Below are 26884 nucleotides of genomic sequence, written 5' to 3'. Positions count from 1 at the left end.
GAGATTTGTTCGTGGGCTCGTAGCTCAGCTTGGCTGGAGCGTTCGACTGATAATCGAAAGGTCATGAGTTCGAATCTCATCGGGCCCATTATTTTTGATTTTGATAAACTGTTTGAGACCACTGGATAATCTCATCTAGTTTCTCTGTCACAAGGTCAGATTCGGTTTTTGCTTTTTTGAAAGTATTTCCACAAAGTACCAATTTCATGCGCTTTCCAGATTTTGATTTTATTGGGTTTATTGAATCAGCAAAGAAATTCAGACCCTCATCTGTTTCAGAAAAAACAACTACAATCAAAACGCCAGGTTTTTGCTTCCAGACTTTACCAATCAATTTCTGAAAGTCAAGATCAAAGAGGACGTCAATGGCTGATGACATATCCCCAAGATGAGATACTCGCCACCCATCTGAATGAAATGCTGCAGAGGCAGCTTCGGCAATCAAGCTGCTTTGAAAATCAGCTGAAATCACAATTACATTTTTTTTAGGTTCTGAAACTATTGGAATTTGGTCTAGTATCTGAAGAGATTTTGAGATGATAGTTCTTAGGAGGTTTTGCTCTGCAGTTCCAATCTTTCCCTCATCAAACAGATCCTTTACTGATTCAATTGCAGGCAAAATGACTTCAATTATCAAACGATTTACAGTGGCACCTGAATGCATAGAATTTCGAATTAACGAATAGACCTTGTCCTCATTTCCCTTTATCAGATAATCCAAAAATTTGGGGGCGACTTTGAAATAGTCATCAGGAAAATGAAATGACTCTTGACCTGGTTCTAAAAACCACAGTGTAATGTTTCCAATATTTTTTTGACGAACCAATCCTTCAGCTGCAAAAACTTTGAGATACTTTGTCATGGTGATACGGTTTACTTTCATCTGTTCAGAAATCTCCACACCAGACATTCCAGATTCAGAATCCTTCAAAACTGAAATTAGTTTTTCACGAATCTCTTCTTCAGAATATCCTTTTCCCATTATTGCTCTTGGAGTATGGTATTGTATAAAGACTAATTTTCACTGACTTGGGCAATTTGTTTTTTAAAATAAAATCTTATATAGAAGGTACCTTAAAGTACGGTAAGGGAAAAGTAAATTGCCAAAAGCTGGATTCAAATCAATTACCGTTTCAGAAACTGTTTATGATAAATTCCAAGAAGTTTATCAAAAGAGTAAAGACGACCTAGCAATGAAAGGTGTCAACAGTTTCTCAGGTTATGTTACTTACATGTTAGAGGAGATGATGCAAAAGGACAAGACCTTTGCAAGATATGCTCCAAAGATTGAAAAGATTTCAGTTGATGATGACAGAATTATTCTAAAGGACAATATCAAAAACAGAATCGCCGAAGTTGCAGTTCAGAAAGGAGAATTGTACTGCCAGCTCTGTGATGAGAAAGATTGTGTCCATGTTGGTTATGTCTGGTCCATACCAGAAGTCTACGAAGTTCTAAACGCTAGAGGAATCAAAAATCCAAAGTAGATTTGTATGGAGGAGGTGGGATTTGAACCCACGAACTCCTGAGAGACAGGATCACCCATTATTTGATCTTAAGTCCTGCATGTCCAAAAGCACAAAGTGTACTTACTTTGGCCAGGCTTGATTACTCCTCCAAAAGGGTAAAAATCTGTGTGAAATTTAACAGTTTACAGATTTTGAGGCGATAATGAAGAATTATAAGGATTTTCTACAGGGTGAATTTGTGCTTCGATAGCTCAGCCTGGTAGAGCGTTACCTTGGTAAGGTAAAGGTCGCGGGTCCGGATCCCGTTCGAAGCTTTTTTCAATTTTCAAAATCAGATTTTTGCCAAATTTACGAAATTTGTATTTAAGTTCGACTTCAACTAGGAAAAACCTAGTCTAAGATCAATTTTTTTTATGTTCTAAATTGTTAAAAAATTCTGCAATACTAACTATTGAAACAAGTATACTCCCAAGTATCAACTGTCACCCCAAAACCATTTGTAAAATGGGCCGGTGGAAAACGTCAGCTGATTCCAATTCTAAATGAGAGTTTGCCAAAAACGTTTGGGACCTATTATGAGCCATTTATCGGAGGAGGCGCTTTGTTGTTTCATATCCTCACTGAAAGAGATGGCCAAAAATGCAGCATCTCTGATTTGAACTCTGATCTGGTTTTAGCTTATACCACAATTCGAAACAGAATTGATGACCTAATCTCATCTCTCAAAAATCACGAAAAAAATTATCACAAGGATTCAAAATCATACTATTACTCTGTTAGAGAATCAAACCCTAGAAGCGAGATTGAGAAAACCTCAAGATTGCTCTTTTTGAACAGAACCTGTTTCAACGGATTGTACCGTGTCAACAGCAAAGGAAAATTCAATGTCCCACTAGGACGTTACACAAATCCTAATATCGTAAATGAGGAGAATCTCCGCTCTGTCAGTGCAATTCTACAAGCAAGCAGAGTCTCAATCAAATGTCGCGACTTTGAGGCAGTTCTCAGAGATGCCAAAAAAGGTGATCTCGTATACTTTGACCCACCATACCAGCCAGTCAGCGATACTGCCAATTTTACAAGTTACACAAACAAGGACTTTACAGACAAAGACCTTGAAAGACTAGCAGATTTGTGTAACAAACTGGATTCTAAAGGATGCAAAGTCCTATTGTCAAATTCAGATTCAAAACAAGTCTCTGACATGTTCTCAACAAAGTCCTGGAAAATAAACAAGATTCAAGCAAACCGTTCTATCAACTCTAATTCAAAAAAGAGAACAGGTCACTTTGAATTACTAATCAAAAACTATTAGATTTTCAAAATTATTTTTTCAGGAAATTTTCTAGAGTTAACACTAGTAGTAAATAATAAAATGAAAAGGAAAAGGTTGGGTTTTTAGTCCCACTTTGACCATGCGGCCATCCATCTGTAAGTCCATGTATTCAATTTACAACCTAATGCTGCAAATGTACATCCCAAAACTGCACCTGCACCTGCACCGAGAGCGACTGGGCTGTTATAGAACTTACCAACTTGGGGTTCTATCGGTGTCATGTATGGTGGCAATGTTGGTCTTGGATATTTGAATGCCGTTTCAAGTGGGTCTGCTACTGTTATCAGGTTTACCATGTTGAACAATGGTAAAGACATTCCTACCAGTACACCGCCGAACAGTATCAAGGAGTGCTTGTTCTTCTTTGTTGCCCAGTAGACTAAGTCCAACAGCATTGCTGATGGTAACCAAACTGGTGTTACAATGAAGTCATATGGATAACCGAGTGAGAACCATGCGGCTTTGGCTATCCATGTGTATACTGTCATAATCAGAGCGTAGTACGTTGCTGTGCCTGGAACGCCTGTAAATGTTAGGTAATATGTTGCACCTACAATAAGCATCAACGTTTGCGATATTGAGAATACCGTGTACGAAGTCCAAGCCCAGTCAGTGTAGAAGATGTAGTCTCCTGCATTAATTGTTAACAGTGTAGAGTTAACTGCAACCACTACTATGAACAAGTAGTGTGTACATCGTCTTAACCAGACCATATGAAGTTGAAGAAACGGTCAGTATATAAAATTTTAGAGTGTGATGAAGATCGTTACTCTATTCGACAAATATCAAAGATTTTTGTTAGAAATTAAAATGAAAAAGAAGTGTATCTGAAGGGTTTGCCTTCGGATTACCAACCGACATATAATGATACGAATAGCACGAATGCTACGGTTGCTGCAATACTGCCGCCAACTATACCATTACTGTTCTTATTGGAACCTTCTTCCATGACTTTAACACAGAAGATGTAACCTATTGCCTCAATGATTGCAAGTACGATGAATGCAAAGTGGCCACTTGCTGTTGGATATGCCCATGGATAATAGAAGTATCCTGCTGCAGTACCACCAAAAGTTGCCAATAATGCTGCCCAGTATGAAATTGTGATCATACCAGTCATATTTTCAACGCGTCGTCCAATCATTCGTTCTACGTCAGCACTGGATGATCCACCGCCACCGCCTGAACCGAATCCTTTTGGAAGAGTCATTATGGAATTATTCTAATACAGAATCCTTTTAAGTCTTTCTTAAACTGCTGACAAGGGTACGATCTACGTCCTTACTAGAAAATAATAAAATAAGAAAAAATTGTGCGATTGCACATTTTGTCTATGGAATTGATCTACTGTACAATTTGCCTTCTAAGGCCATCTTGTACATCTCTGCGACATATGGGTTCTCTCCTGGAGTTTCTGCACCAAGTTCTACGAGTCTAGCATATACTCTGACTACGTATGCAAGTGCACCCATGAATGCTACTACAACACCCATGTTAAACATCCAGTGATTTGGAACTGCAAAGATTTCCTCTACAAACCAGAAGTGCCACATCTCATTGACTCCAATTGTAAACATAGTTGCTAAGTAACCAAGAATGGTCATTTTCAAACCAGTGTTCATTGAATTATTTGGACCTCTGAGAACTGGGACTTTTCTATCATAGATTGCTGCTGAACCCCATCCGAGTGGAAGTGCTACAAAGTGGGAATATAACCACCAGTGAGCTGGAGTAAATGCACTATCTCTGATAGAAGTCTGATGTAGAGAACCATCAACGAAGTTATCTACTTCGACTGATGCTGCGGTAGATCCCATAGCAATAACGATGAGCCAGATTTTCTTTAGTCTCTGAATCTCAACTTCTTTTGGGATTAATGCGGGCATCTGTGCCATGGTAACCATGGTGCATATTGAGAATATAAAGTAAGAGATTGAAATCAAGTTCTTTTTTGTAAAATTCTTAATGAATTTTCCATTGATTTATGAAATAATTTCATTTAATATTTTTCTCATTGTAAAAATAACATTGGTTTTTTGTTATTTTCAATGATTAACATCAATGATTAACATCGCTATTAGTATCGATCCTCGCAATGAAGGTAAAACATATAACGACGTGTATTATCTTTCACAATATTAGGGATAACTATGGTCGAAAAAAAGATTTTCGTATTCGGACTAGCTGTCGTACTTGCACTAGGAACTTTAGGTTTCAACTGGGTTGAGACAATTCTTCCAACTGCAGATGCACACGGTGTCCAAGCACAACTCCAGAGTCGTTTCATCAGAATTGAAGATGAGACCTTTAACAGACAATCCCTCCAAACTGGCGAAACCTTGACACTTCAAGGAACATTAGTCAGTCTTGTAGAAAGAGACCTTAGAGGATGGATATCCATTTTCTCAGAGTCAACCAATGCAGGTAACAGATGGGAGATGCTCGCAAGAGACCCACCAGGAAACGTCTTTGACATTCCAGGTAACGCTGTTGTAGATTATTCACTATCTGCTAAAGCACTTGAAGCAGGTGTATACCACGTACACACCCAACTCAATGTAGCCAAAGTTGGTCCAGGACTCGGTCCAGGTCAAACAGTTGTCGTTGAAGGAGAACCAATTATCAAACCAATCCCATATGTCAACATCGCATATCAATCAATTATTATCGGTGTTGGATATGTCATTACGTTTGCAACACGACCCTGGCAAGTAATCTAAACCACCCAACCTTTTCCTTTTCATTTTAGACATCCTTACGATTAACGTAAGTCAGAAACCAAGTCTTATCTGCAATAACATAGCAATCAAATCATAATGCTAAATTTCAAAATCAAAAAACTAGATATTTTTCAGAGTTACTTTTTTGGCAAAGTCGAATTTCGAGAAGACCCATACAAAGTAAACATCCAAAATCAAAGAAGGGGCAAAGTCCTCAAACTGCCTTTTGAGATAAATCCAAAGAGAGAGAATGTTCTTGTAAGAATGACAGGCCCTGGAGATTTGTTTGTAGAGGATTACCTACCATACAAAGGGGAATCAGAATGGCTTGAGATTGACTCAGATGAGATTACCTATTTTATTGCAGACCACCAAGACCAACTAGACACAATTGAGATTGTATATGACTAAGAGAAAGGACTTTAAGGAATCTGACTAAAATTATCCTATTATGATATGGCCAGGAACTGGTGATCCTTACAAGCGAAAAAAAACACTAAAGTTTCTAGCTATAACTGCAGCTATCGCAATATCAGTAGGTGTTGCAAGTAGTATTGTTCAAGGCCAATTGAGTCAAGACGATCCTCTCAAAGTCTGTATCAATGACAGAGATACACCTTACAAAATCAAGGCAACATTGGAGTTAGTGATTGATGGAATTCCAGCAGAGATTCCAGCAAATATCAATTCAGGTATAGATGGTGAATGCCAAAGAACCATGTACACTCTAACTAATGATGGTACGATTTATGCAGAATGGGAAGAGGACTTTACATTCCAGATAGGCCACTTTTTGTGGATGTGGGATTTCCCATTAAGGGACATGGAGCAAAGCAAGTCAACGATTTACGTCAATGGCAAAGAATCACCTCACTTCATTAGTCATCCATTACAAGACGGATACCACTACAAGGCAGAATTTACATCAAAAGGGTATGACACTTCAAAGGATACAGACTTCCTTCCAGAGAGTTAGATAATTGCAAACTTTGTAAAAATTAATAATTTTTCAAAAACGACTTTGAGCTAGATTACTCTAGAGAATTAAAAATAATGAAAATGATAAAGGTAGATTTCTACCAGTATTTTCCGTTGTCTGGAATAAGACCGATACCTTCTCTTTCAAAGTGTCTGTCCAATTCGTCGACCCATCTCTCACGGTTGTCTTTGTATGCCCATCCGTGAACACGTAACCAGAATGAGATAATTCCAAGAAGGAATACAGTGAACATCATGGTTCCGAAGATGTAAATCATTACATCATAGAATAATGGATCATAGTTTGGTCCTAATTGTCCTGTTAGTGATGACAAGATGCTTAGGAAAGTTCCTACGATAGGAGTCATGTATATTTTGGCTCAATTTCTGCGATATATACATTTCTTTTATTATCATAAAGTACGAGATCAGTATACACTAAGGCTTGATAATAAAATAAGAGAAAAGTGAGGTATTTTATCCTCTACCCATTGCTGCGTATTTACCAGATCTTCCTCTAATCAAGAAAGCTCCTGCAATACCACCAAAGACTGCACCTGCAATAACTGCTGCACCAACGACACCGCCGGCATCAAGATATGGAGTTCCTGAACCAGAAGATGGGTTTGCTTCAGCAGCTTCGATTCTTCTTCTTTGAATCTCAAGTGCTTCCTCTAATGTGTAAGATCCGGTTTCTCCTGCATCACCAACGTTACCCATGTACTGGGCAAATGCAACTGAAGCTGCACCGATGGCACCGAAGAAAAATACAGATAGCATGGTTGCTGTTAAGAGTACTTTTGTATTCATACCGTTTACCTAATCGATTGGACGAATAGTACTTATTTAAAACTTTATTCTGAGCCCCAATTTTCGAAGAATGTACGAGATCAGTATAAGTAACGTTTAATTCTGTACTCAGGTGAGCCAAATTATGGGACGAATGCACACACACAGACATGGAAAGTCGCACTCCATTAGACCAGCTACACTACGTGCACCTTCATGGATCACACAAAGTCCTGCAGAAATTGAAGAGTTAGTTATCAAATATTCCAAAGATGGACTAACTCCTAGTCAAATTGGAATCAAACTAAGAGATCAACATTCAATCCCACTAATCAAACCAATTACAAAAAAGACAATTGGGGAGATTCTAGAAGAAAATGATTTGAAAGCAGAGATGCCAGAAGACTTGGAAAACATTGTCAAAAAAGCAGTAGGTCTTCAAAAACACCTCAAAGAAAACAAAGGAGATAGAAGAAATGTCAGATCTTTGGAATTAATCGAAGCCAAAGTTCACAGACTATCAGTCTATTACAAAAAGATCGGTCGAATCCCAGCAACTTGGAAATATAAATCAGTAGTAGCTCAATTAGAGTAATGACAAAATCACTTGATGAGTCGCTTTCGTTTTTCAAAGATAAAGTTACAGATTGTATAAGATCCAAAAAATCAATTTTTGTTACAACCCACATTGATTGTGATGGATTAACATCTGGAAGTATAATGACAAAAGCCCTGATTAGAGCAGGAGCAAATTGTACTGTTAGAACATCAAAAGAGTTTAGCAAAAATGTTGTAGACTCTTTTAAAACAGATTCTAGAGATTTCCATATAGTTACTGATCTTGGAGGAGGTTTTGCAAAGAACCTCAATGAGACATTGGGAGATAACTGGATTGTCTTGGATCATCACCAGATTCCAGATGAGGAGATAGAGAATCCAAATGTCATTAATGCATGGAAGTATGGAATCGATGGAGGCCTTGAGATTTGTGCAGGGGGTATGGCATATCTTGCATCAATGGCACTTGATGAGAAAAACTCTGACCTCTCATCAATTGCAGTAGTGTCAGCACTTGGAGACAGACAAGACCAAGGAGAAAGAAAGTCATTTACTGGAAAGAATTTCGAGATTGCCAATACTGCAAAAGAAGAGGGACTAGTCGAGATTGACTTGGACCTATTACTGGTTGGAAGAGAGACAAGACCGCTACCTGATGCATTGGCATTTACATCCCAGCCATTTATCGAGGGATTAACATGGAACAGAGATGCCTGCCTTTCACTACTAAACTCCTCTGGAATACAGCTAAAAGATGAGGGGAGATGGAGGGTTCCAGCAGAGCTAGACGAGGAAGAAAAGAGACAGGTCATTGAATCCATCACCAAGTTTACAGCTGGAAAAAATGCAACTGAAATCATGTCAGAATTAATCGGATACACTTACACATTTCCAAGAGAAGACAAGAGAAGTTTCTTGAGGGATGGCAGAGAATTTTCAACCATGTTAAACTCTTGTGGAAGGATTAGTCGCTCCGGAGTTGGAATGGCAATATGCATGGGAGATAGAAACAAGATTCTAAGAGAAGGGGAAACAATCCTGACAGACTATAGGAAGATGATCAGAGAATACATGAACATTCTATCAAATGAGAGATGGAGAATCTCTGAAAGTGAGACATGTGTTATGGTAAATGGTGAAGACATTGTACCTGAAACAATGACTGGAACCATCTCATCACTGATTGCAGGATCTCCAAAGAATTCAGGCAAAATTGTAATTTTGAGAACAAAAGGAGAAGAGAACACAATCAAGTTTTCATCAAGAAAATCATTTGGTTGCAAATCAGACATCAATCTAAGTGATCTGATGAGAACTGGTGCTGAGAAGTTTGATGGGATTGGTGGAGGTCACGATGCAGCAGCGGGTGCAAAAATAACTAAAGACAAATTAGATGAGTTTCTCAATTATTTAGAAGTAAATGTCGTTAACGTGTCAAGTCCAAATAGTCCTCAGTAATATTACAAAAGAAAAGGCAGAAACTGTCAAAAAAGCATTAGAGCCAGATAATGTGGATTTTCCAGAAGGATTGAGTCTTGATGTTGAAAATGTTGATAACAAACTAGTTTTTAATTTTGAAAGTAAGAAGAACATGAAACAGCTAATTGGAACTATTGATGAAGTGATGGACCATATACAGGTGGCACTAAAGGTGATAGAATAATGCTAGACCCTAAACTGCTCAAAGAAAAGCCACAGGTAATTAGAGACATGCTCAAGGCAAGAGCAGTAGAATTTGACTTGGATGGACTAATCGAGTCAGACCAGAAAAGACGAGAGTTCATCATAAAGACTGACGAGTTCAAAAAAAGAAGAAACGAGATTGGAAATGAAATCTCTCAAAAGAAAAAGGCAGGAGAAGATGCATCATCAGTTCTAGATGAAATGAAAACTGTTTCAGCAGAACTTGCAAAACTAGAATCACAGCAAGAAGAGATTGAAAACAAATACGCAAAGTTAGCATTTACAATTCCAAATTTGGTTCACGAATCAGTTCCAGTAGGACCTGATGATACGGCAAACAAAGAGATGAGAAAGTGGGGAGATATTCCACAATTTGATTTTAAGATTAATGATCATATTGACATGTCTGAGAATTTAGACTTGGTTGATTTGGAGAGGGCAGCAAAAGTTGCAGGGGCCAGATTCTATTATTTGAAAAATGACCTAGTAAGACTAAACCAATCACTAATTCACTTTGCACTAGACTTTCTAACAGAAAAAGAGTATTCACTTGTCCAACCACCATACATGATTAATCGCTCATCAATGGAGGGGGCAGTAATTGCAGATGATTTTGAAGAAGTAATCTACAAAGTTGAAGAAGAAGACCTCTACATGATTGGGACATCAGAGCATGCAATGGCAGCAATGCACTCAAAAGAAATCATTGAAGGAAAAGATCTTCCAATAAGATATGCCGGAATCAGTCCATGTTTTAGAAAAGAAGCAGGAGCGCATGGAAGAGATCAGAAAGGAATCTTCAGAGTACATCAGTTTGACAAGATTGAACAGTTTGTCTATGCAAGACCAGAAGACTCTTGGAAAGAACATGAAAAGATGTTGGCAGTGGCTGAAGAGTTTTACCAAAAACTAGAGATTCCACACAGAGTTATGTTATTGTCAACTGGAGACATGGGAAAGATTTCAGCCAAGACATATGACATTGAAGCATGGATGGCAGGACAAAACTCTTACAGAGAGATCGTGTCATGTTCTAACTGTCTTGATTACCAAACACGAAGACTAAAAATCAGATTCAGAGACAAGACAAATGAAGATACACAATACCTGCACACTCTAAACAGTACACTTGTAGCCACAACCAGAGTACTGGTCTCAATTATGGAGAATTTCCAGACAAAGGATGGCCATATCAAAATCCCTCAGATTTTACAGAGTTACATGGGAAATCAGAAAGAGATCTAATGACATACCCTTATATTTTGGGTTCAAAGGTCGATAATAATTGGCACGTAGAAAAGGTAGAGTAAAGGACAAGTGGCGTGAAAAACGCTGGGTTACTGTAAATGCTCCAGATTCATTTAACAATGTACCAATTGGATATGTACCAATCACAGATGATGAAAATGCAGCTGGTAGAGTTTTAGAAGTTACACTATATGATATCCTAAAAGGAGATCCTTCACAACACCAATACAAAATCTATTTCCAAATTAACAAAGTTGATGGAGACAATGCATCAACAATTTTCAAGAGATTCGAATACTCTAAAGAATTTTTGAGAAGTCTTGTTAGACGTGGTTCATCAAAAATCAATTTCATTATCGATGTCAAAACAAAAGATGGTTACATCTTTAGAATCAAAGTAATTGCATTAACTCACAGACAACTCAATACATCTAGAAAACACGCACTTAGATTAATTGCAAGAGATGTAATTAACAAACAAGTTCCAGAAATGACAATCGAACAATTTGTTCAAGCAACATGTTACAGCAAAATCAACTCAGACATTATGGCTGCATTCAAAAAAGTCATCAGAGTAAGACATGTCGGTCTTGAGAAAGTTAAACTCATCAGAACTGCTGAGAAAGAAACAGTTTTGCTTGAAGCATAAACAATCAATCGTATCATAGTGCAATTATGAGTGATAAGATAGAGATTACAGTTGATGCCATAGTTCATGCTACTGAAGATACATCAAAAATTTTTCAAGCCTTTGAAATTTTAGAACTACAAGAAGATGATTTTACAATTAATGAAACTACAGGTCACTTTGATAATCCAATTACCATGCTAAATGCAAAAATTGTCAAAAAACAGGCTCTAAACTTTCTAAAAAAACTAGTAGAATTACTACCGCAAGAACAGATTGACGAGTTGATAGACGAGATTGAGGAGAGAACAGTAGACTCTAGATTTCACATGAGACTAGACAAACAAGAACTGGTAAAGGGAAACGTCACAATTAGTGAAAAGGACACAATAAAACTAAAAATTCACACACCAATCTACAACAAGAAAGATACCGTCAAAACATTTACAGAAATTTTTCAGATTGCCAACTAGATTAAATAGAATAAAACCACAATATCAATCGGGAATGAGGAGATAGTAGCCGCTCCAGTCTGAGCGAAAGCTTTGAAGACGCCGCGACGAACCGACCCCAAATTTTGAATCGATCAATTACTCAAAAACATACTATTCCTTCGACATTTTCATGGTATTATTTTAAATACGGACAGACGAACATCTTATCGTGGCAGACTATGATGTTATAATTGCAGGTGGAGGACTTGCAGGAACAATTACAGCTCAAGCTATTTCTCATTACACAAATCAAAATGCAAAGATCTTGGTAGTTGACAGAAACTCTGCAATGATGCCAGGTAGAAAGTCATTGTCTGGTTGGGTTTGCGGAGACGCATGCTCCAAAGAAGCAGTAGATTTCATGACAGAAAGAATCAAGGTGGAATGGACCAGACCAGAAATCGAACATGATGTAAAAGGTGTAATGGCATTTTCTCCAGACAAGGAAACTGCAATCCCATTTGATGGTGCAGGTTACATGTTGAATCGTCAAAAACTCCCAGAGATTCAAAATGAGAGATGCCAAAAGATGGGAATTGAATTTGAATTTGAAAAAAATCTATCAGGTCTAATTTACGAAGGTCAGCAAGTTGTCGGTGTTCAAGGAACAGACAGCAAAACAAATGAGCCATTCAAAAAAACAGCAAAGATTGTCATCGATGCTACAGGTGTCGCATCCATGCTCAGAAATGGATTGAAAAACTCGACCAAAGTAGAGAAGAGGATAGACAGACGAGACTTGGAATCAACTGGCAGATACATCATGTACTTTGAGCCAGGACAAAAAGAATTATCAGAGTTTGATCCTGATTATTGTATTATTCACTTAGACCAAGACATTGCTCCGGGCGGATACGGATGGGTATTTCCTAAAGCAGAAAACAAAGTAAACATTGGTCTTGGTGTTGAAAAATCACTTTTAGAAAGAAGAAACAACCGATTAGGCAAAAAAGACAATGTCGAATCTTTAATGAAAGAATATTTGGAAAGAAACACTGTAATTAAAAATCCAAAACTTTCACAAGACCCTGAAGACATTAACAATAATTCTGGAATCTTCCAAGTTTCAGTTAGAAGACAAAACGACTGTATGGTTTCAGCAGGATACATGATGGTTGGAGATTCTGCATGGATGCCAAAACCAATTGATGCAGGAGGAATCGGTCCAGCATTAATTGCAGGAACTATTATCGGAAACAATGTTGCAAAAGCTCTAGAAGCAAACGATGTTTCAGAAGCAAGTCTTTGGCAATACAATTTAGATTTCATCAAAGAGTATGGTTACAAGACTGCAGGTCTTGAATTGTTTAGAAGACTGGTTCAACAAATGACAAACGAGCAAATCAGTTACGGTATGAAACACTTTTTGGGAAATATGGATGTCGAATCAATCAGCAAGGGTGAACATCCAGACTTTTCAGGATTAGGAAAAATTGGAATGATAATCAGAGGTGCAATGAACAAGACAGTTGCAGATGGTTTGAGATACACATCAAAAGAAAACCAATGGTTAGTAGAGCATTATAACAATTATCCAAAAGACCCATCTGGTTTTGATGAGTGGAACAAAACACTTCACGGAAGAATGGATGCAGCTTTTGCAAAAGTAGAAGCATTTGGAAAATAGATCTAACAATAAATATTGTCGATATTAATGAAAACGTACTTTGGAAGAAGTTCAGTATCTAGATTGGAATAATTCAATTCAGACTCTAAACAAGGCATACGAGACGGGCCTTTTTGTGCTAATCATAGGACCAAAAGGTACAGGAAAGACATCTCTGGTAAGAGATTTTGCAAAAAGCAAAGGAATCAATTTAGAATCAATAAATTTTAGCCTCAGAACAAGAGAGAGTCATTTGATTGGAACCAAGACCCTCACAGATGGAACCGTGAGTTTTGATGAAGGTCTCTTGATAAAATCAATGAGAGAAGGCAGTATGTTATACTTGGATGAAATTAATTCAGCTGAAGCTGATGTTTTACTTAGATTAGATGAGGCACTAGATGACAGACGACAAATTGTATTAAAGGAATCTACAGGAGAAGTTGTAAAGGCAAAAGACAATTGGTTTGTTCTTGCAACAATTAATCCATTAACTCACAGCGGAACAAAAGAATTACCTCCACAACTATTAAGCAGATTCCCAGTACGAATCAGACTAGAGTATCCACCTGAAGAAGTAGAGTTGGAAATTGTAAAAAAGCATGTGTCAGGAGAACATGATTCAGAGATAGTTCAAGCAATCAAGCTAGCAAATACATTAAGACAAGCAGCAGCAGTTGAAGAGTTATTTTACTCTCCAAGCTTAAGGGAATCAATTGCTTTTGCAAAATTATTAGATAAAGGAATGGTTGCAAAGGAAGCAGCCAATTTTGTTTTTGGAAATGTGTACACACAATGGGGAGATATAGAATATCAAAAAGTAAGTGACATCATTACCTCAATGTTTGGAAACTAAATGCAATCAGTAAAGCTTCAAAACGAATCAATAGTAGAGATTGCTACATTTCTTGTAAGACGATGGTCTGAAAGAGACAACATTGTTGTAGAAATTTCAGATAAAGTCGAAACAAAGACAAGATTAAAAGAAAATAAGGTAATTCTAACTCCGTTAGAAAAAAGAGTCGGAAATGATTTTCAAAAGTACAGACAATTTAGAACCTCATTATGGTATGAGGCAATGAGAATAAAGTTTTGCAAGAAAATTCTCAGCAATGATCATGCATTTGGTTTCATCCTAAACACAATGGAAACAAGGCGGGTAGAGGAGTTGGGAAGAAAAGTTTGGAAGGGAATGGATGATGAGATCATCTTCAACTACGCCTATATGCTTGTGGCTAGACCCCAATTACACACAGTTTACGGAAAAGCAAGAATTGTAGAGGCATTTTATCAGTACTTTATGTTTGGTGCAGTAAAGGGCGAAGTCCAATCCAGTCATTTTGAGAAGATAAGAAAGGCTGATGTATTTGCAAAAAAAATCGTAAATAAAGCGATAGAAGAAAATCATGACACAGAATGGCTTGAAAAAAATGTCAGTGAAATTATCAAAATTCTAGAAATTGATTCTCTTTTAACAATTCCAGTATCACTGCCATTTATGAAAGCAGGGATGCCACTTTCTGAAGAAGAACTGCTAAGAGTCTTGAAGATAGTTTCTAAAAACAAAGAAGGAGACTTTGGTAATGTAGATCCTTCTGCAATATTGAGGGGAGAAGATGTAATTGATGAATACAATGTTTTACTTGACGAAGACAAGAAAACAGAAAACAAAGGATTGATGCCTGAAGCAATCGGAATACAAATCCCAACTACAAGAAATGTAGATGAGACAATAATCTATGACATGAGTTTGATTAATGGACTAAAAACAAAATTCAAGGAGTGGAAGACAGGTTGGAAGGAACAACATGTGAGATCAGGAGATGAATTTGATGAAGAAAATTACATTGAAGGAAACGAGCCATTCTTTACAGATATCAAAAAATCAATCAAAACTAAAATTGTCATACTATTAGATCACTCATCTAGTATTTCTTCAGATGCAATTGAATACAAAAAAGCAACACTTGCACTTTGCGAGGTCTTGGCATATCTCAAGGTAAAATTTGCAGTCTATGCATTTAGCACAGAGAACAGATCAGTTGTTTGCTGGTCCATAAAGCCAGACAACATGAAATGGAATAATGTCACTGCAAAAAGATTGGCACAAATTGTTGCAAACGGCTCTACACCTCTAGCTGAAGTATATGACAAGATGTTTCCAATTTTACAATCAAAAAGGCCAGATATTTTCTTGACATTAACTGATGGGGAACCTTCAGACCCTGATGCAGTCAGAAACATGACAAAATCACTAAAAAGCCTAGGCATAAGCATGGCTGCCCTAGGCTTGGGTCCAAATACAGTAAGAGCAACCACAATTGCAAACAATCTAAGACACCTAGGTTATGAAAAAACAATGGCAGTAAGCCGTCTAAGAGACATTCCAAACAAAGTTATCAAGATTTTAGATATCTAATCCAAAATAGGCTGAACTAATTTTCTATAGATATTTTATTGAGAAAAAATCAGCCAAATTAGAAATTGTCAGAAGCTCAAAATTACGATCCTGCATTGCTAGAAAAATTCGAACAAGAGATATGGAATCAGATTCCACACATAGAAGGAGACAAGATAGTTAATGCAACACCACTAGTTGATCTAACTGCAGATTTGAAAGAGTGTGCAAAAAGTGTTTTTAAACTAAATCTTGATGACAAAGATTTCACAATTTACGGAAAATTTGATTCAGAATTACTTAGTGGTTCCATCAAAGTAAGAGCAGCATCACACATTATTCATGAGGCAATCAAAGAAGGAAAATGTAATGGTAAAAGAGTAGTCATCGAGGCCACATCAGGAAACTTTGGAATTGCATTAGGGTTATTATCAAAACTTGGTGTAACTGTAGTTGCACTTGTTTCAAGAAAATTACAGGAAGGAGTATTCAAAGAACTAAGAAATGAGAATATCAAAATTATGGATTTGGATATGGATATTTGTCCAGCCCCTGGAATGGAAAACAAAGCAGATGAAATGGCTGCAAAAGCAACTGCAGGAAACATTCGTTCACAATTAACTGAGATGGGATTTGATCCTCAAATCTTTGATAACAATCTTTCAGAGATTGAAGCATTGTTAGCAAAACAAGACATAATTAACTTGGCAAGATTCCTTGCAGAGATTTATGATCTATTTTGCCCAAAACAATATGATAATGAATTAAACATTGACATTCACAATACAGTTACTGCACCTGAAATTGATCAGCAACTACATGAACTTGGTGATTCACTAGAAGATTATGCATTGTATTGTTCATTTGGAACAGGCGGTACATCAGGTGGATTGAGTAAGTACATGGCTGAAAAATATAACAAAAAGGCAGTTCATGTGGTATTTCCTCCACTAGGCCAAGATGTAGCAGGCATTAGAACAAAATCAAAGGCAGAAGGATTGACACTATACAATCCTGAATCATACACAGAGCATGAGATTGATTTTGAAAATGCAAAACTAATTCTCAAATATATGGTTGACAAGGGATACGATATTGGGGAGAGTAGTGCATTAGAATTGTTTACAGCACTAGAGATGGTATACAAGGGAGAAATCAAAAAGGCCATAGTAATAATTGCAGATGGAATTGAAAAGTACAGAAAGAACTTTGAGATGATTGGAAAGGGCAGTGATGTACCAATGAGAGTATCATTAGAAGATGCAGCAGCTGTTGCAGCAGATTATGACAATATTATTTGGGTTCACACACAATACACGCCTAAAGAAGAAGGAATTGAAATAATTGCAAAATCATTAGGCGTTGATAAATCAAAGATTACTGTGCCAAAAGCATCTACAATCAACAACCTGTTATCGACACAACAAGTTCCTGACGAACTGAACAAAGAGTTAGAAGGCTCCAAAGGAAAATCATTGTTAGTTTGTATGGCAGGAAATACATCATTAATGACTGCACAAGTTTTGGCAAGCAAAGGGATAGTTACCCAAAGTTTGAATGGAGGAATAACCAATTTGCCTGAAGGAAGAGGCAAGAATCCTGGCGAATACATTCAGGTAGCTAGAGAATAATTTGAAATGCCTTTCAGTATCTCAACCATTTGCTGAACTAATCATTTTAGGAAAAAAGACAATAGAGTTACGTAAATGGAATACAAATTACCGTGGAGAATTGCTAATACATGCACCACTAAAGATAAGAAAAGAAGATACAAAGCGACTAAAGATTGAAAAAAAATTTGTCACAGGTGCAATTGTTGGCAAAGTGGAAATTTATGATGTAAAAAAATATGATTCACAAAAACAAGTAAAGTCAGACCAAAAATTTCATTTTGCTTCAAAAAATTTCCATGATAGGACCTACGGGTTTTTGCTAAAGAACGCAAAAACATTTCGAGTTCCAATCCAATACAAAGGACAACTAGGATTGTTTGATGTAGAACTTCCCAAAACAAAAATCAAAAACAAAGAAATAGTCTCTGACATTATTGATGAGGAATATCGATACCAATGGGTTGGTCACCATTAAGACTTGAATTTTTCCAAAAAAATTTGACTAGTATATATAAAGGGCCTATTTAAAGACCCTCGTCATGCCTCAAACAAAGCCAATTGTCAGTGTTGAAAATGTTGTAGCATCTGCATCAGTTGAACAAAAAATTGACCTTAACGAAATCACAGAAAAATTCCCAGATACTGAATACCACCCAGAACAATTTCCCGGATTAGTTTTTAGATTAAGTACCCCAAGAACTGCAACATTGATCTTTAGAACAGGAAAGATGGTTTGTACTGGAGCTAAATCCGAAGAGATGGCAATCAAAGCTGTAAACACTGTAGTTCAAAAATTAAGAAAAGGTAAAATCAAAATTAAAAATGATGCAGTAATCACTGTACAAAACATTGTTGCAGCAATTAACTTGGGTGGAAAGATACATCTAGAAAAAGCAGCAAGAACATTACCAAGAAGCATGTACGAGCCAGAACAATTCCCAGGACTCATTCACAGAATGCTTGATCCTAAAACGGTAATCTTGTTGTTTGCATCAGGAAAGTTGGTATGTACTGGAGCTAAAAAAGAATCAGACGTTTATCGTTCTGTTCATAACCTACATTCAGTATTAGAAGAAAAAAATCTAATGATCTATGACGAATAGATCCTACAAAGATATTGTCTGAAGATAATTTCCAAGAAGAAAAGAAAAAACTAACTCCAGACAATGGATTTGATTTGATTGGAATTGATTATTTTTCAGAGCCAGGGAACCAATTGTATCTAGTAGAGCATTTTGAAATGTATCAAGATGCACTAAATGCAAAAAAAGAAAGAAAAAATTCTGATGAATATTTTATTTTGTACAAAGGTGCAGGCGGAGAATTTCTCTGTAGATAAATCAGAAAAATAGAACAACTTTACTATATTTTACAAACTCTCTTATCATTAGGTTTTAGATTCAAGATTTCATGGCCAATGAAACCAGTGACTTGATTGACAATCTTTATGAAAAAACAGAGCCTGTACAAAATGACTATAATCCTCAAGTAATTCGCAAAAGCCAAAAGGCAAAGTATCAGATTTTTGATGAGAATGAGTTTACTCGTGGTAGGGAGGTGTTAGGAGACCTTATCGTACATGGAATGATAGCCTCAGGAGGTACAGATATTGACTGGTTAATTGAGCACAAAGGAGGATTTGTCATACTGGAATTCAAGGGATTTCACAATGACAAGATAAACATCGCAAAGGGTCAGATGATTGCCTATGAAAAACTTCATGAAAAACTAAACCAGTCAGCAAAATGCTATCTGTATGTTGTAGGGTGTGATGATATTGATTTTTCAAATCCAGATTCAACAGTATGGGTTTTTGAAATGAATCAATGGAAATCAAATGCAATTCCAAAAAATACTAGTGATATTTATGGAGATGAATCAAATCGACAAAACAAGTACATAGTTTATCGCGAATACATGGAAGAGATTAGTGTAGAAAAATTAAGAGATATTATTGATTCACATTGGAAAGAATTTGAAAGAATTATGCAGTAAATGAAAATGTACTAGACTTTGTCTCATCACCATTATCTACTTTGATAGTGTAAGTGCCAGAACTTTCCCATCCAGGGCCACCTGCAATTGCAAGTGTGGAATATCTTCCATCACTTTTTAGAGAGAGTTGTTCTGTCCAGACAAGTTCACCTTTTTGGTTTTCTATAGATAAATTCACAGAACCAGTAGTATCTGAAATTCCATTAATTGAGATGAGATCTTTTTTGCTATATGATGAAAAGTCAGTTTGAATCATTAATGATTCTGTTCCTATAGGAGTATTTACAATAGGAGGAACTGTATTAGGAGTTACATTAGAAATTCCACTAAAAGATACAGCAGCTGCAATAATTACTACTAATGCAACAACACCAATCACTATCATTAACTTTGAGTTCTTTGAGGAAGAAGAGGAAGTTTTTGGTTGTGCGGTACGAATTGTTTGGGTTTTTTGAACAGATGATGTTTCAGGCATCACTACATCTGGAACCACAGGTTTTTCAACAAAGGTTTCAGGTTTTTCAACATTAGTTTCTGGTTTTCTTCCAAGATATTTTTCTGCTAATTTTTTAACATAATTTCTTTCAAAATTGCTAACAACCTCATTATTTTCACAAGCTCGACGAATTTGTTTTAGGATTCTATCATCACCAAAATCTTTTTCCAATAGAGCCTTTACATCATCAAGTAGCGAATCCACGATATTTTCTCCTATAATGATTATTTATGAATTCCTTGTTTAAGATTTCGAATAATTTCTCTTACACAATTAAAGAGTAAAGTTTGAGACTATTTTGAGTAGATCTTCTGTGCTTGGATAATGACAGTTCGGATATAGTCTTTTGCAGTAGAATCAGATACCCCCATCTGTTTTGCCCTTTGATACAAGGCATGTTCTTGAGGATTACTAAGATAGTATTTTAGAAGATAATTTAGTCGGTGAGATCTCTTTTCATCACTTTTCATGATTTTTCTTCTCGGCTATACTAAAAAGCTCAGAGGATTATGAAATAACCACCATTGTATCACAAAATTCTAAAAAATACATATGATCTTTTTTAAACAATACCAAAAAACAAATGCAAATGAAACGAATTGAGGCAACTGTTCAAGTAGACAAAGCCGGTGCAGTTTCTGATGCAATTAAAGACATTGTTGGGGGATTTACCATCACAGAAGGAAAGGGTAGAGGCTCCGGAAAAAGACAAGAGATCAGATCAGGAAGAGGTACAGGTTCATTCACAGCAGAATACAACAAAGTTGCAACAGTGATAACAATAGTAGATGACTCTGAAGTAGAGAAAGTATCTTCAGCAATTGCAGATGCAGCTTTTACAGGAAAGGGCGGAGATGGAATCATCATTGTCAATAATGTAGAAAGTGCTCTAAATATAGCATCTAAAAAGACGGGTTCTGAAGCCCTCTAATCATTTTATTTTATTTTAAGATAAAACTGCTGAGAGGAAAAATTTCCTCTCAGGAGGTATCCTTTTGGAGGACATGTTTTTTGAAGGGATGTATTATTATTGCAAACTAAGTATAAAAGCAAAGGATTTTGAAGTTACTGTTGTCCTTCAATTCCCATCAGAGTTAGTGTTGATCTGATTTTTGGGATCTTTCTAATCTTCCAAGTAATAGTTTCACGTAACGCTTCTACTTGAGAAGATTCTACTTTTGCTAAAATATCATATGCACCAAATGTGCCATGAACTTCAACAACACCTTCAATAGATTTTAGTTCTGAAATTACAGCTTCCTCAGAACCTAGCTCACAGTTTATGAGAACATAAGCTGTTGCCAATTATGATTCAACTCCTATTTTCATAACTAAAATGCCATCTTGAAATATATAAGAATAGTCCAATTTACTTAAAAATTAAACATTATTTTTGGTTAAACCATTAACATTTGTAAAGAAAATTACTAGATTTAAAAATAAATTTAAGGTATAGAATATGCTTCACGCATAATTTTTTCTAGATCTGTAAGATTTTTTGAAAAAGTAATTTTAGAGCGAAGTTTGGAACCACCTTTCAATCCTTTTGTAAATCTCATGGCTTGACTTTTGATATTAGAGAATTTGATTTTGTATTGATTGGTAAGATGAAGATAATCAAAGAAAGAATCCAATCTATCTTTAAAAGAATATTCTTTGTACGAACTAGTCTCAAGATAATCATTAATCTGTTCAAATAAGAAAGGATTGCCCATGGCACCACGACCAATCATAACATAATCACAACTAGTCTCATCAAGCATCATTTTGGCATCTTCAGGTGTAGTAATATCACCATTTCCAACTACAGGAATACTAGAAATTTCTTTTAATTCTTTGATTAATTTCCAATCTGCATTCCCAGAATATCCTTGACTAACAGTTCTAGGATGAAAAGTTATCATTTGAATTCCTTGGTCTTCTGCAATTTCAGCAATTTCTCTAAATAGAAATTTACTTGCATCCGTTACACCAGAACGAATTTTTAGGGTTATTGGCTTTTTCACAGCACCTACAAGAGTTTTGAAAATCTGTTCTGTGAGATTGACTTCTTGTAATAAAGCTCCTCCAGCCATTTGTTGTGTAATGTGTGGAGCAGGACAACCCATGTTATAATCAATCATGTCAAAATAAGGTTCGACAATGGTCGCAGCCTTTTCTAACGCATAAAGATCAGATCCAAACAATTGAACTGAAATTGGTCTCTCTTGTTCTGAGAATTCAATAAACTCTTGAATTGTTTTCATATTATCTTTGAGTTGTTTTTCTTTTTCAATAATACTATGAATACTAGTAAATTCGGTTACTACCAATCCAGCTCCCATCTTTTTGCATTGTAATCTCAAAGCAGGATCACTAACTCCAGCCATAGGAGCTAAAAATGCTCTGCTAGAAAATTTTGGAAGCATAATCAAACTAAATAATTTGAATATATTTACTATTTCAAAAATTAGTTATCAGGACAACCGTCAGTATCTCTGTCACCATCAAAGTCTTCAGGTTCAAGGGGGCACAAGTCTTCATCATTAATGATGTCATCTAGATCATCATCATGGACAAATCTTTGTTGTTCTGGGGCGATATCTGGACAACCGTCATCATCATTGTATTTGTTCCAAGTTTCAGGATTTGTTGGACAGGAATCAATACTATCATAGAATCCATCACCGTCAGAGTCAAACTTTGTTGGTGTTGTAGATGCTGCAGCTAATATATCCGGACAACCGTCCCAATCTAGGTATCCATTAAAGTTCTCTTGTTCATCAATACAAGCATCCCATCTATCATCAATTCCATCACCATCTGCATCTGTGAAAGAATAGGAATGGGTTACAGCACCAATAGAATCAGGACAACCGTCCCAATCTTGATAAAAATTGTAAGTTTCAGGTTCTAACGGACATGCATCATATTTGTCTAAAATTCCATCCATATCTGAATCAAGTGTAGAGGCAGAATCATCAGGGCAACCGTCAGTGTCTTGGAAGCCATTGTATGTTTCAGGTTGATTTGGACACAAGTCTAGATTATCAATAATTCCATCACCATCTGAATCATATGAAACAAATCCATCTGCAACAGAATCAGGACAACCGTCAGTGTCTTGGAACTTGTTGTAAGTTTCTCTGCTTTGAGGACACTGATCAACATTATCCTTTACTCCATCAAAGTCAGCATCACCAGCTGAATCATATGCAATTGTATCAGGGCAACCGTCTTCATCTTGGAAGCCATTGTATCTTTCTCCAATAGTAGGACATAGATCTAGTTCATCAGGGATTCCATCATAATCAGTATCAAGTAATGCAGATTTTGAAATTCCTGGAGTGTCTGGACATCCATCGTCATCTAAAAATCCGTTAAAGTTTTCGGGTTCATCAATACAAGCATCCCATCTATCATCAATTCCATCACCATCTGCATCTGGGAATGTGTAAGCAAATAAAATGCCGTCAACAGAATCAGGGCAACCGTCAGTGTCCTGATAAAAATTGTAAGTTTCAGGTTCTAACGGACATGCATCTGAAACATTTGGAATTCCATCCTTATCTGAATCGAGTGTAGAGGCAGAATCATCAGGGCAACCGTCAGTGTCTTGGAAGCCATTGTATGTTTCAGGTTGATTTGGACACAAGTCTAGATTATCAATAATACCATCACCATCTGAATCATATGGAACAAATCCATCTGCAACAGAATCAGGACAACCGTCAGTGTCTTGGAACTTGTTGTAATTTTCAGGACTGTATGGGCAATCATCAAATGAATTTAACAAACCATCACCATCTGCATCGCCAGTAATTGGTAATTGTAAAACATCAGGACAGCCGTCAGAGTCTTGGAACTTGTTGTAATTTTCAGGTTCTAGGGGACATGCATCAACATCATCACCAATATGATCATAATCAGAGTCTACAAATCCTTCTGAATATACACCAGGAATATCAATACAACCATCTTCATCTTGGAATCCATTGTAGTTTTCAGGCTCATTTAGACATTGATCCCATCTATCATCAATTCCATCACCGTCAGTATCTGGAAATTCATAAACAAAAGTTGCAGTATTAACAGAATCGGGGCAACCGTCCAAGTCTTGATAAAAATTGTAAGTTTCAGGTTCTAGGGGACATGCATCTTTACTGTCAGAGATTCCATCTTGATCACGATCTTGTAAATTATGTTCATCATCAGGGCAACCGTCAGTATCATCAATTCCATTAAAAGTTTCAGGTTGATTTGGACACAAGTCTAGAAAATCAGGATATCCATCACCATCAGAGTCTACAATTCCAGCACCGGCATCAGGGGATAAATCAGGACAACCGTCTTCATCTTGGAATCTATTGTAAGTTTCTTTTACAGTAGGACAGCTATCAATATGATCTTGGATACCGTCATAATCAGCATCATACCAAGGAACAAAATCAGCAGGGCAACCGTCAATGTTATTGCCATATTCAGGATCATAATCTTCTAAGAGATGAGGGCAAAAATCAACAGCGTTGGGAACACCGTCACCGTCAGTATCAATTGTTTCATTTGCAAAAACACTGCTTGGTGCCATTCCAATAGTTAGGGTAAGTAAAAGTAAAAATCCTAAAAGATATTGTTTCATAGTTCCCTGATTCCGCTATTATCAAGTATTTATTAAGTCTCACGTTAAATAGATTCTTTTGTATAAACTCAATCAGACTTATGGATCAGGACAACCGTCAGTGTCTCTGTCACCATCATAATCTTCAGGATCAAGTGGGCACAAGTCTTCATCATTAATGATGTCATCTAGATCATCATCATGGACAAATCTTTGTTGTTCTGGGGCGATATCTGGACAACCGTCAGTGTCTAGGTATTTGTTCCAAGTTTCGGATTCAGTTGGACAGGAATCTACAACATCAGGATACCCGTCAGCATCAGAATCAGCATAAACAGGAGTAGTAGATTCTGCTCCTAAGACATCAGGGCAACCATCCCAATCAAGATTATCATTATAATTTTCTGGCTCATCAATACAAGCATCCCATCTATCATCAATTCCATCACCATCTGCATCTGGGAATGCATATGCAGAATCTACAGTGCTAACAGAATCAGGGCAACCGTCAGTGTCTTGATACAAATTATATGTTTCAGGTTCTAGTGGACATGCATCATCAATGTCTAAGATACCATCCATATCTGAATCAAGATTAGAAAGAGAGTCATCAGGGCAACCGTCAGTATCTAAGATGCCGTTATATGTTTCAGGTTGTGTTGGACACAAGTCTAGATTATCAATAATTCCATCACCGTCAGTGTCTGCTAAAAGTTTGTTATCAGCAACCCAATCAGGACAACCGTCAGTATCTAGGTATTTGTTGTAAGTTTCTTTGGCAGTTGGACATTGATCAACATCATCAAAGATGCCATCACCGTCAAAGTCACCTATTGTTTGATAAAGAACACTATCAGGGCAACCGTCTTCATCTTGGAATTTGTTATATCTTTCTGCAATGGTTGGACACTGATCCAAATGGTCTGCAATACCATCATAGTCAGCATCAAGCATATCATTTCCAGATGTACCTTCAATTTCAGGGCAACCGTCAGTATCTAAAAATCCGTTAAAGTTTTCTGGCTCATCAATACAAGCATCCCATCTATCTTCAATTCCATCACCGTCAGTATCTGGGAATGTATATCCTGCCACCATACCATCAACAGAGTCAGGGCAACCGTCAGTGTCTTGATACAAATTATATGTTTCAGGTTCTAGTGGACATGCATCATCAATGTCTAAAATTCCATCCATATCTGCATCAAATCTATAAAGAGAGTCATCAGGGCAACCGTCAGTATCTAAGATGCCGTTATATGTTTCAGGTTGTGTTGGACACAAGTCTAGATTATCAATAATTCCATCACCGTCAGTGTCTGCTAAAAGTTTGTTATCAGCAACCCAATCAGGACAACCGTCAGTATCTAGGTATTTGTTGTAAGTTTCAGGACTAAATGGACATGAATCATTTTGATCAAGTATTCCATCTCCATCAGAATCACCAAATATTACATGTTTGACAACATCAGGACAACCATCGCCATCTTCAAATTTATTATAATTTTCACGGTCTAGTGGACATGCATCTTTGTCATCAGGAATACCATCAAAGTCAGCATCAGGAGATTCAGGATTTATCACTCCAGGAATATCAGGACAGCCGTCCCAATCTAGATTATTGTTGTAATTTTCTGGCTCATTAATACAAGTATCCCATCTATCTTCAATTCCATCACCGTCAGTATCTGGGAATGTATATCCTGCCACCATACCATCAACAGAGTCAGGGCAACCGTCAGTGTCTAGGTATTGATTATATGTTTCAGGTTCTAGTGGACATGCATCTTTACTGTCAGAGATTCCATCTTGATCACTGTCAATTACAGAATGATCATCATCAGGACAGCCGTCAGTGTCATCAATTCCATTAAATGTTTCAGCCTGTGTTGGACACAGGTCTAGATAATCAGGAAAACCATCACCGTCAGTATCAGCAATTTCAACACCGGCATCAGGGGATAAATCAGGACAACCGTCTTCATCTTGGAATCTATTGTAAGTTTCTTTTACAGTAGGACAGTTATCAATATGATCTTGAATGCCATCATAATCAGCATCATACCAAGGAACAAAATCAGCTGGACAGCCGTCAATGTTATTGCCATATTCAGGATCATAGTCTTCTAAGAGATTAGGACATTGATCAACTGCATTAGGAACACCGTCACCGTCAGTATCAATTGTTTCATTTGCAAAAACACTGCTTGGTGCCATTCCAATAGTTAGGGTAAGTAAAAGTAAAAATCCTAAAAGATATTGTTTCATTTTACAAA

Annotated in this window: 32 protein-coding genes and 3 tRNA genes; 22 read left to right on the top strand and 13 right to left on the bottom strand. The window is 36.8% G+C overall.

Annotated elements, in window-relative coordinates; translation table 11 throughout:
* Positions 1-13 precede the first annotated feature (13 nt).
* Positions 14-88: transfer RNA gene (locus ACQY22_RS04810), tRNA-Ile, on the top strand.
* On the opposite strand, the gene ACQY22_RS04805 is transcribed toward ACQY22_RS04810, so the two are convergent.
* Positions 89-982: a B12-binding domain-containing protein gene (locus tag ACQY22_RS04805; protein ID WP_428325381.1), complete on the bottom strand. Its 894-nt coding sequence runs from the start codon at positions 980-982 to the stop codon at positions 89-91.
* A gap of 118 nt (positions 983-1100) precedes the next feature.
* On the opposite strand from ACQY22_RS04805, the gene ACQY22_RS04800 reads away from it, so the two are divergent.
* The gene (locus ACQY22_RS04800; protein ID WP_428325380.1) at positions 1101-1487 is read left to right on the top strand and encodes a hypothetical protein; all 387 of its coding nucleotides are present in this window, start codon (positions 1101-1103) and stop codon (positions 1485-1487) included.
* A 7-nt stretch (positions 1488-1494) separates the two neighbouring features.
* Here ACQY22_RS04800 and ACQY22_RS04795 read toward each other — a convergent pair.
* Positions 1495-1618: transfer RNA gene (locus tag ACQY22_RS04795), tRNA-Leu, on the bottom strand.
* Positions 1619-1709: 91 nt separating this feature from the next.
* Between ACQY22_RS04795 and ACQY22_RS04790 the strand changes: the two genes are divergently transcribed.
* Both ACQY22_RS04790 and ACQY22_RS04785 read left to right on the top strand, forming a co-directional pair.
* A tRNA-Thr gene (locus ACQY22_RS04790) sits at positions 1710-1783 on the top strand.
* 137 nt (positions 1784-1920) lie between these two features.
* Positions 1921-2784, top strand: a complete 864-nt coding sequence (locus tag ACQY22_RS04785) for a DNA adenine methylase (protein ID WP_428325379.1) — start codon at positions 1921-1923, stop codon at positions 2782-2784.
* 83 nt (positions 2785-2867) lie between these two features.
* Here ACQY22_RS04785 and ACQY22_RS04780 read toward each other — a convergent pair whose 3' ends face one another.
* From ACQY22_RS04780 to ACQY22_RS04770, 3 genes are all read right to left on the bottom strand, one after another.
* Positions 2868-3518, bottom strand: coding sequence for an ammonia monooxygenase (locus tag ACQY22_RS04780; RefSeq protein WP_012215883.1), 651 nt, complete (start codon positions 3516-3518; stop codon positions 2868-2870).
* A gap of 134 nt (positions 3519-3652) precedes the next feature.
* Positions 3653-4015: a hypothetical protein gene (locus tag ACQY22_RS04775; RefSeq protein ID WP_428325378.1), complete on the bottom strand. Its 363-nt coding sequence runs from the start codon at positions 4013-4015 to the stop codon at positions 3653-3655.
* A 121-nt stretch (positions 4016-4136) separates the two neighbouring features.
* Positions 4137-4700, bottom strand: coding sequence for a methane monooxygenase/ammonia monooxygenase subunit C (locus ACQY22_RS04770; protein ID WP_016939485.1), 564 nt, complete (start codon positions 4698-4700; stop codon positions 4137-4139).
* A 255-nt stretch (positions 4701-4955) separates the two neighbouring features.
* On the opposite strand from ACQY22_RS04770, the gene ACQY22_RS04765 reads away from it, so the two are divergent.
* The 3 genes from ACQY22_RS04765 to ACQY22_RS04755 all read left to right on the top strand — a co-directional run bounded on the left by ACQY22_RS04765 (position 4956) and on the right by ACQY22_RS04755 (position 6501).
* Positions 4956-5525 carry a methane monooxygenase/ammonia monooxygenase subunit B gene (locus ACQY22_RS04765; protein ID WP_428325377.1) on the top strand — a complete coding sequence of 190 codons (570 nt, stop codon included), beginning with the start codon at positions 4956-4958 and terminating at the stop codon, positions 5523-5525.
* Positions 5526-5621: 96 nt separating this feature from the next.
* Positions 5622-5936, top strand: a complete 315-nt coding sequence (locus tag ACQY22_RS04760) for a hypothetical protein (protein ID WP_428325376.1) — start codon at positions 5622-5624, stop codon at positions 5934-5936.
* Between the two features lie 40 nt (positions 5937-5976).
* Complete coding sequence (locus ACQY22_RS04755; protein ID WP_428325375.1) at positions 5977-6501, top strand: hypothetical protein; 525 nt, start codon at positions 5977-5979, stop codon at positions 6499-6501.
* 100 nt (positions 6502-6601) lie between these two features.
* Here the strand turns inward: ACQY22_RS04755 and ACQY22_RS04750 are convergent, their stop codons facing one another.
* Both ACQY22_RS04750 and ACQY22_RS04745 read right to left on the bottom strand, forming a co-directional pair.
* The gene (locus ACQY22_RS04750) at positions 6602-6871 is read right to left on the bottom strand and encodes a hypothetical protein (protein ID WP_012215889.1); all 270 of its coding nucleotides are present in this window, start codon (positions 6869-6871) and stop codon (positions 6602-6604) included.
* A 109-nt stretch (positions 6872-6980) separates the two neighbouring features.
* A complete protein-coding gene (locus ACQY22_RS04745) occupies positions 6981-7313 on the bottom strand; it encodes a hypothetical protein (protein WP_428325374.1) in 333 nt (110 codons plus the stop codon).
* 124 nt (positions 7314-7437) lie between these two features.
* Between ACQY22_RS04745 and ACQY22_RS04740 the strand changes: the two genes are divergently transcribed.
* From ACQY22_RS04740 to ACQY22_RS04675, 14 genes are all read left to right on the top strand, one after another.
* Complete coding sequence (locus ACQY22_RS04740; protein WP_428325373.1) at positions 7438-7887, top strand: 30S ribosomal protein S15; 450 nt, start codon at positions 7438-7440, stop codon at positions 7885-7887.
* Positions 7887-9308, top strand: a complete 1422-nt coding sequence (locus ACQY22_RS04735) for a DHHA1 domain-containing protein (RefSeq protein ID WP_428325372.1) — start codon at positions 7887-7889, stop codon at positions 9306-9308. Before ACQY22_RS04740 ends, ACQY22_RS04735 begins: the two co-directional genes overlap by 1 nt.
* Complete coding sequence (locus ACQY22_RS04730) at positions 9271-9513, top strand: KEOPS complex subunit Pcc1 (RefSeq protein WP_012215893.1); 243 nt, start codon at positions 9271-9273, stop codon at positions 9511-9513. The genes ACQY22_RS04735 and ACQY22_RS04730 overlap by 38 nt, the downstream gene beginning before the upstream one ends.
* Positions 9513-10778 carry a serine--tRNA ligase gene (gene serS / locus ACQY22_RS04725; protein WP_428325371.1) on the top strand — a complete coding sequence of 422 codons (1266 nt, stop codon included), beginning with the start codon at positions 9513-9515 and terminating at the stop codon, positions 10776-10778. The genes ACQY22_RS04730 and serS overlap by 1 nt, the downstream gene beginning before the upstream one ends.
* Positions 10779-10818: 40 nt before the next feature.
* Positions 10819-11430 (top strand): 30S ribosomal protein S3ae, encoded by a 612-nt coding sequence (locus ACQY22_RS04720; RefSeq protein WP_428325370.1) that lies wholly within the window; start codon positions 10819-10821, stop codon positions 11428-11430.
* Between the two features lie 26 nt (positions 11431-11456).
* Positions 11457-11882, top strand: coding sequence for an RNA-binding domain-containing protein (locus ACQY22_RS04715; RefSeq protein ID WP_428325369.1), 426 nt, complete (start codon positions 11457-11459; stop codon positions 11880-11882).
* A 190-nt stretch (positions 11883-12072) separates the two neighbouring features.
* A complete protein-coding gene (locus ACQY22_RS04710) occupies positions 12073-13530 on the top strand; it encodes an NAD(P)/FAD-dependent oxidoreductase (RefSeq protein WP_428325368.1) in 1458 nt (485 codons plus the stop codon).
* A gap of 40 nt (positions 13531-13570) precedes the next feature.
* Positions 13571-14365, top strand: coding sequence for an AAA family ATPase (locus ACQY22_RS04705; protein WP_428325367.1), 795 nt, complete (start codon positions 13571-13573; stop codon positions 14363-14365).
* Positions 14366-15928, top strand: a complete 1563-nt coding sequence (locus ACQY22_RS04700) for a VWA domain-containing protein (protein ID WP_428325366.1) — start codon at positions 14366-14368, stop codon at positions 15926-15928.
* Positions 15929-15993: 65 nt separating this feature from the next.
* A complete protein-coding gene (locus ACQY22_RS04695; protein ID WP_428325365.1) occupies positions 15994-17538 on the top strand; it encodes a pyridoxal-phosphate dependent enzyme in 1545 nt (514 codons plus the stop codon).
* A gap of 1 nt (position 17539) precedes the next feature.
* Positions 17540-17995 carry an ASCH domain-containing protein gene (locus ACQY22_RS04690; protein ID WP_428325364.1) on the top strand — a complete coding sequence of 152 codons (456 nt, stop codon included), beginning with the start codon at positions 17540-17542 and terminating at the stop codon, positions 17993-17995.
* Between the two features lie 64 nt (positions 17996-18059).
* A complete protein-coding gene (locus tag ACQY22_RS04685; protein ID WP_428325363.1) occupies positions 18060-18623 on the top strand; it encodes a TATA-box-binding protein in 564 nt (187 codons plus the stop codon).
* 14 nt (positions 18624-18637) lie between these two features.
* Positions 18638-18859, top strand: a complete 222-nt coding sequence (locus ACQY22_RS04680) for a hypothetical protein (protein ID WP_428325362.1) — start codon at positions 18638-18640, stop codon at positions 18857-18859.
* A gap of 71 nt (positions 18860-18930) precedes the next feature.
* The gene (locus tag ACQY22_RS04675; RefSeq protein ID WP_428325361.1) at positions 18931-19515 is read left to right on the top strand and encodes a hypothetical protein; all 585 of its coding nucleotides are present in this window, start codon (positions 18931-18933) and stop codon (positions 19513-19515) included.
* Here the strand turns inward: ACQY22_RS04675 and ACQY22_RS04670 are convergent.
* Together ACQY22_RS04670 and ACQY22_RS04665 are read right to left on the bottom strand one after the other, a co-directional pair.
* Positions 19505-20215 carry a hypothetical protein gene (locus ACQY22_RS04670; RefSeq protein ID WP_428325360.1) on the bottom strand — a complete coding sequence of 237 codons (711 nt, stop codon included), beginning with the start codon at positions 20213-20215 and terminating at the stop codon, positions 19505-19507. The two genes, ACQY22_RS04675 and ACQY22_RS04670, sit on opposite strands and share 11 nt — an antisense overlap.
* 89 nt (positions 20216-20304) lie before the next feature.
* Positions 20305-20481: a hypothetical protein gene (locus tag ACQY22_RS04665; protein ID WP_428325359.1), complete on the bottom strand. Its 177-nt coding sequence runs from the start codon at positions 20479-20481 to the stop codon at positions 20305-20307.
* Between the two features lie 119 nt (positions 20482-20600).
* Here ACQY22_RS04665 and ACQY22_RS04660 point away from each other — a divergent pair, with 119 nt between their 5' ends.
* On the top strand, positions 20601-20942 hold the full coding sequence (locus ACQY22_RS04660) for a P-II family nitrogen regulator (RefSeq protein ID WP_428325358.1): 342 nt from the start codon (positions 20601-20603) through the stop codon (positions 20940-20942).
* A 134-nt stretch (positions 20943-21076) separates the two neighbouring features.
* Here the strand turns inward: ACQY22_RS04660 and ACQY22_RS04655 are convergent, their stop codons facing one another.
* The 4 genes from ACQY22_RS04655 to ACQY22_RS04640 all read right to left on the bottom strand — a co-directional run bounded on the left by ACQY22_RS04655 (position 21077) and on the right by ACQY22_RS04640 (position 26876).
* The gene (locus ACQY22_RS04655; protein WP_012215907.1) at positions 21077-21316 is read right to left on the bottom strand and encodes an Lrp/AsnC family transcriptional regulator; all 240 of its coding nucleotides are present in this window, start codon (positions 21314-21316) and stop codon (positions 21077-21079) included.
* Between the two features lie 140 nt (positions 21317-21456).
* Positions 21457-22419, bottom strand: coding sequence for a tRNA dihydrouridine synthase DusB (gene dusB / locus ACQY22_RS04650; protein ID WP_428325357.1), 963 nt, complete (start codon positions 22417-22419; stop codon positions 21457-21459).
* Between the two features lie 41 nt (positions 22420-22460).
* Positions 22461-24629, bottom strand: a complete 2169-nt coding sequence (locus ACQY22_RS04645) for a thrombospondin type 3 repeat-containing protein (RefSeq protein WP_428325356.1) — start codon at positions 24627-24629, stop codon at positions 22461-22463.
* A gap of 78 nt (positions 24630-24707) precedes the next feature.
* Positions 24708-26876: a thrombospondin type 3 repeat-containing protein gene (locus ACQY22_RS04640; RefSeq protein WP_428325355.1), complete on the bottom strand. Its 2169-nt coding sequence runs from the start codon at positions 26874-26876 to the stop codon at positions 24708-24710.
* Positions 26877-26884: the final 8 nt, after the last annotated feature.

Source organism: Candidatus Nitrosopumilus sp. (genome assembly GCF_965263415.1).
In the GTDB taxonomy this organism is placed as follows: Archaea; Thermoproteota; Nitrososphaeria; order Nitrososphaerales; family Nitrosopumilaceae; genus Nitrosopumilus.
The sequence above is the reverse complement of the archived record's forward strand: the minus strand, read 5'-3'. Positions and strand labels throughout refer to the sequence as shown.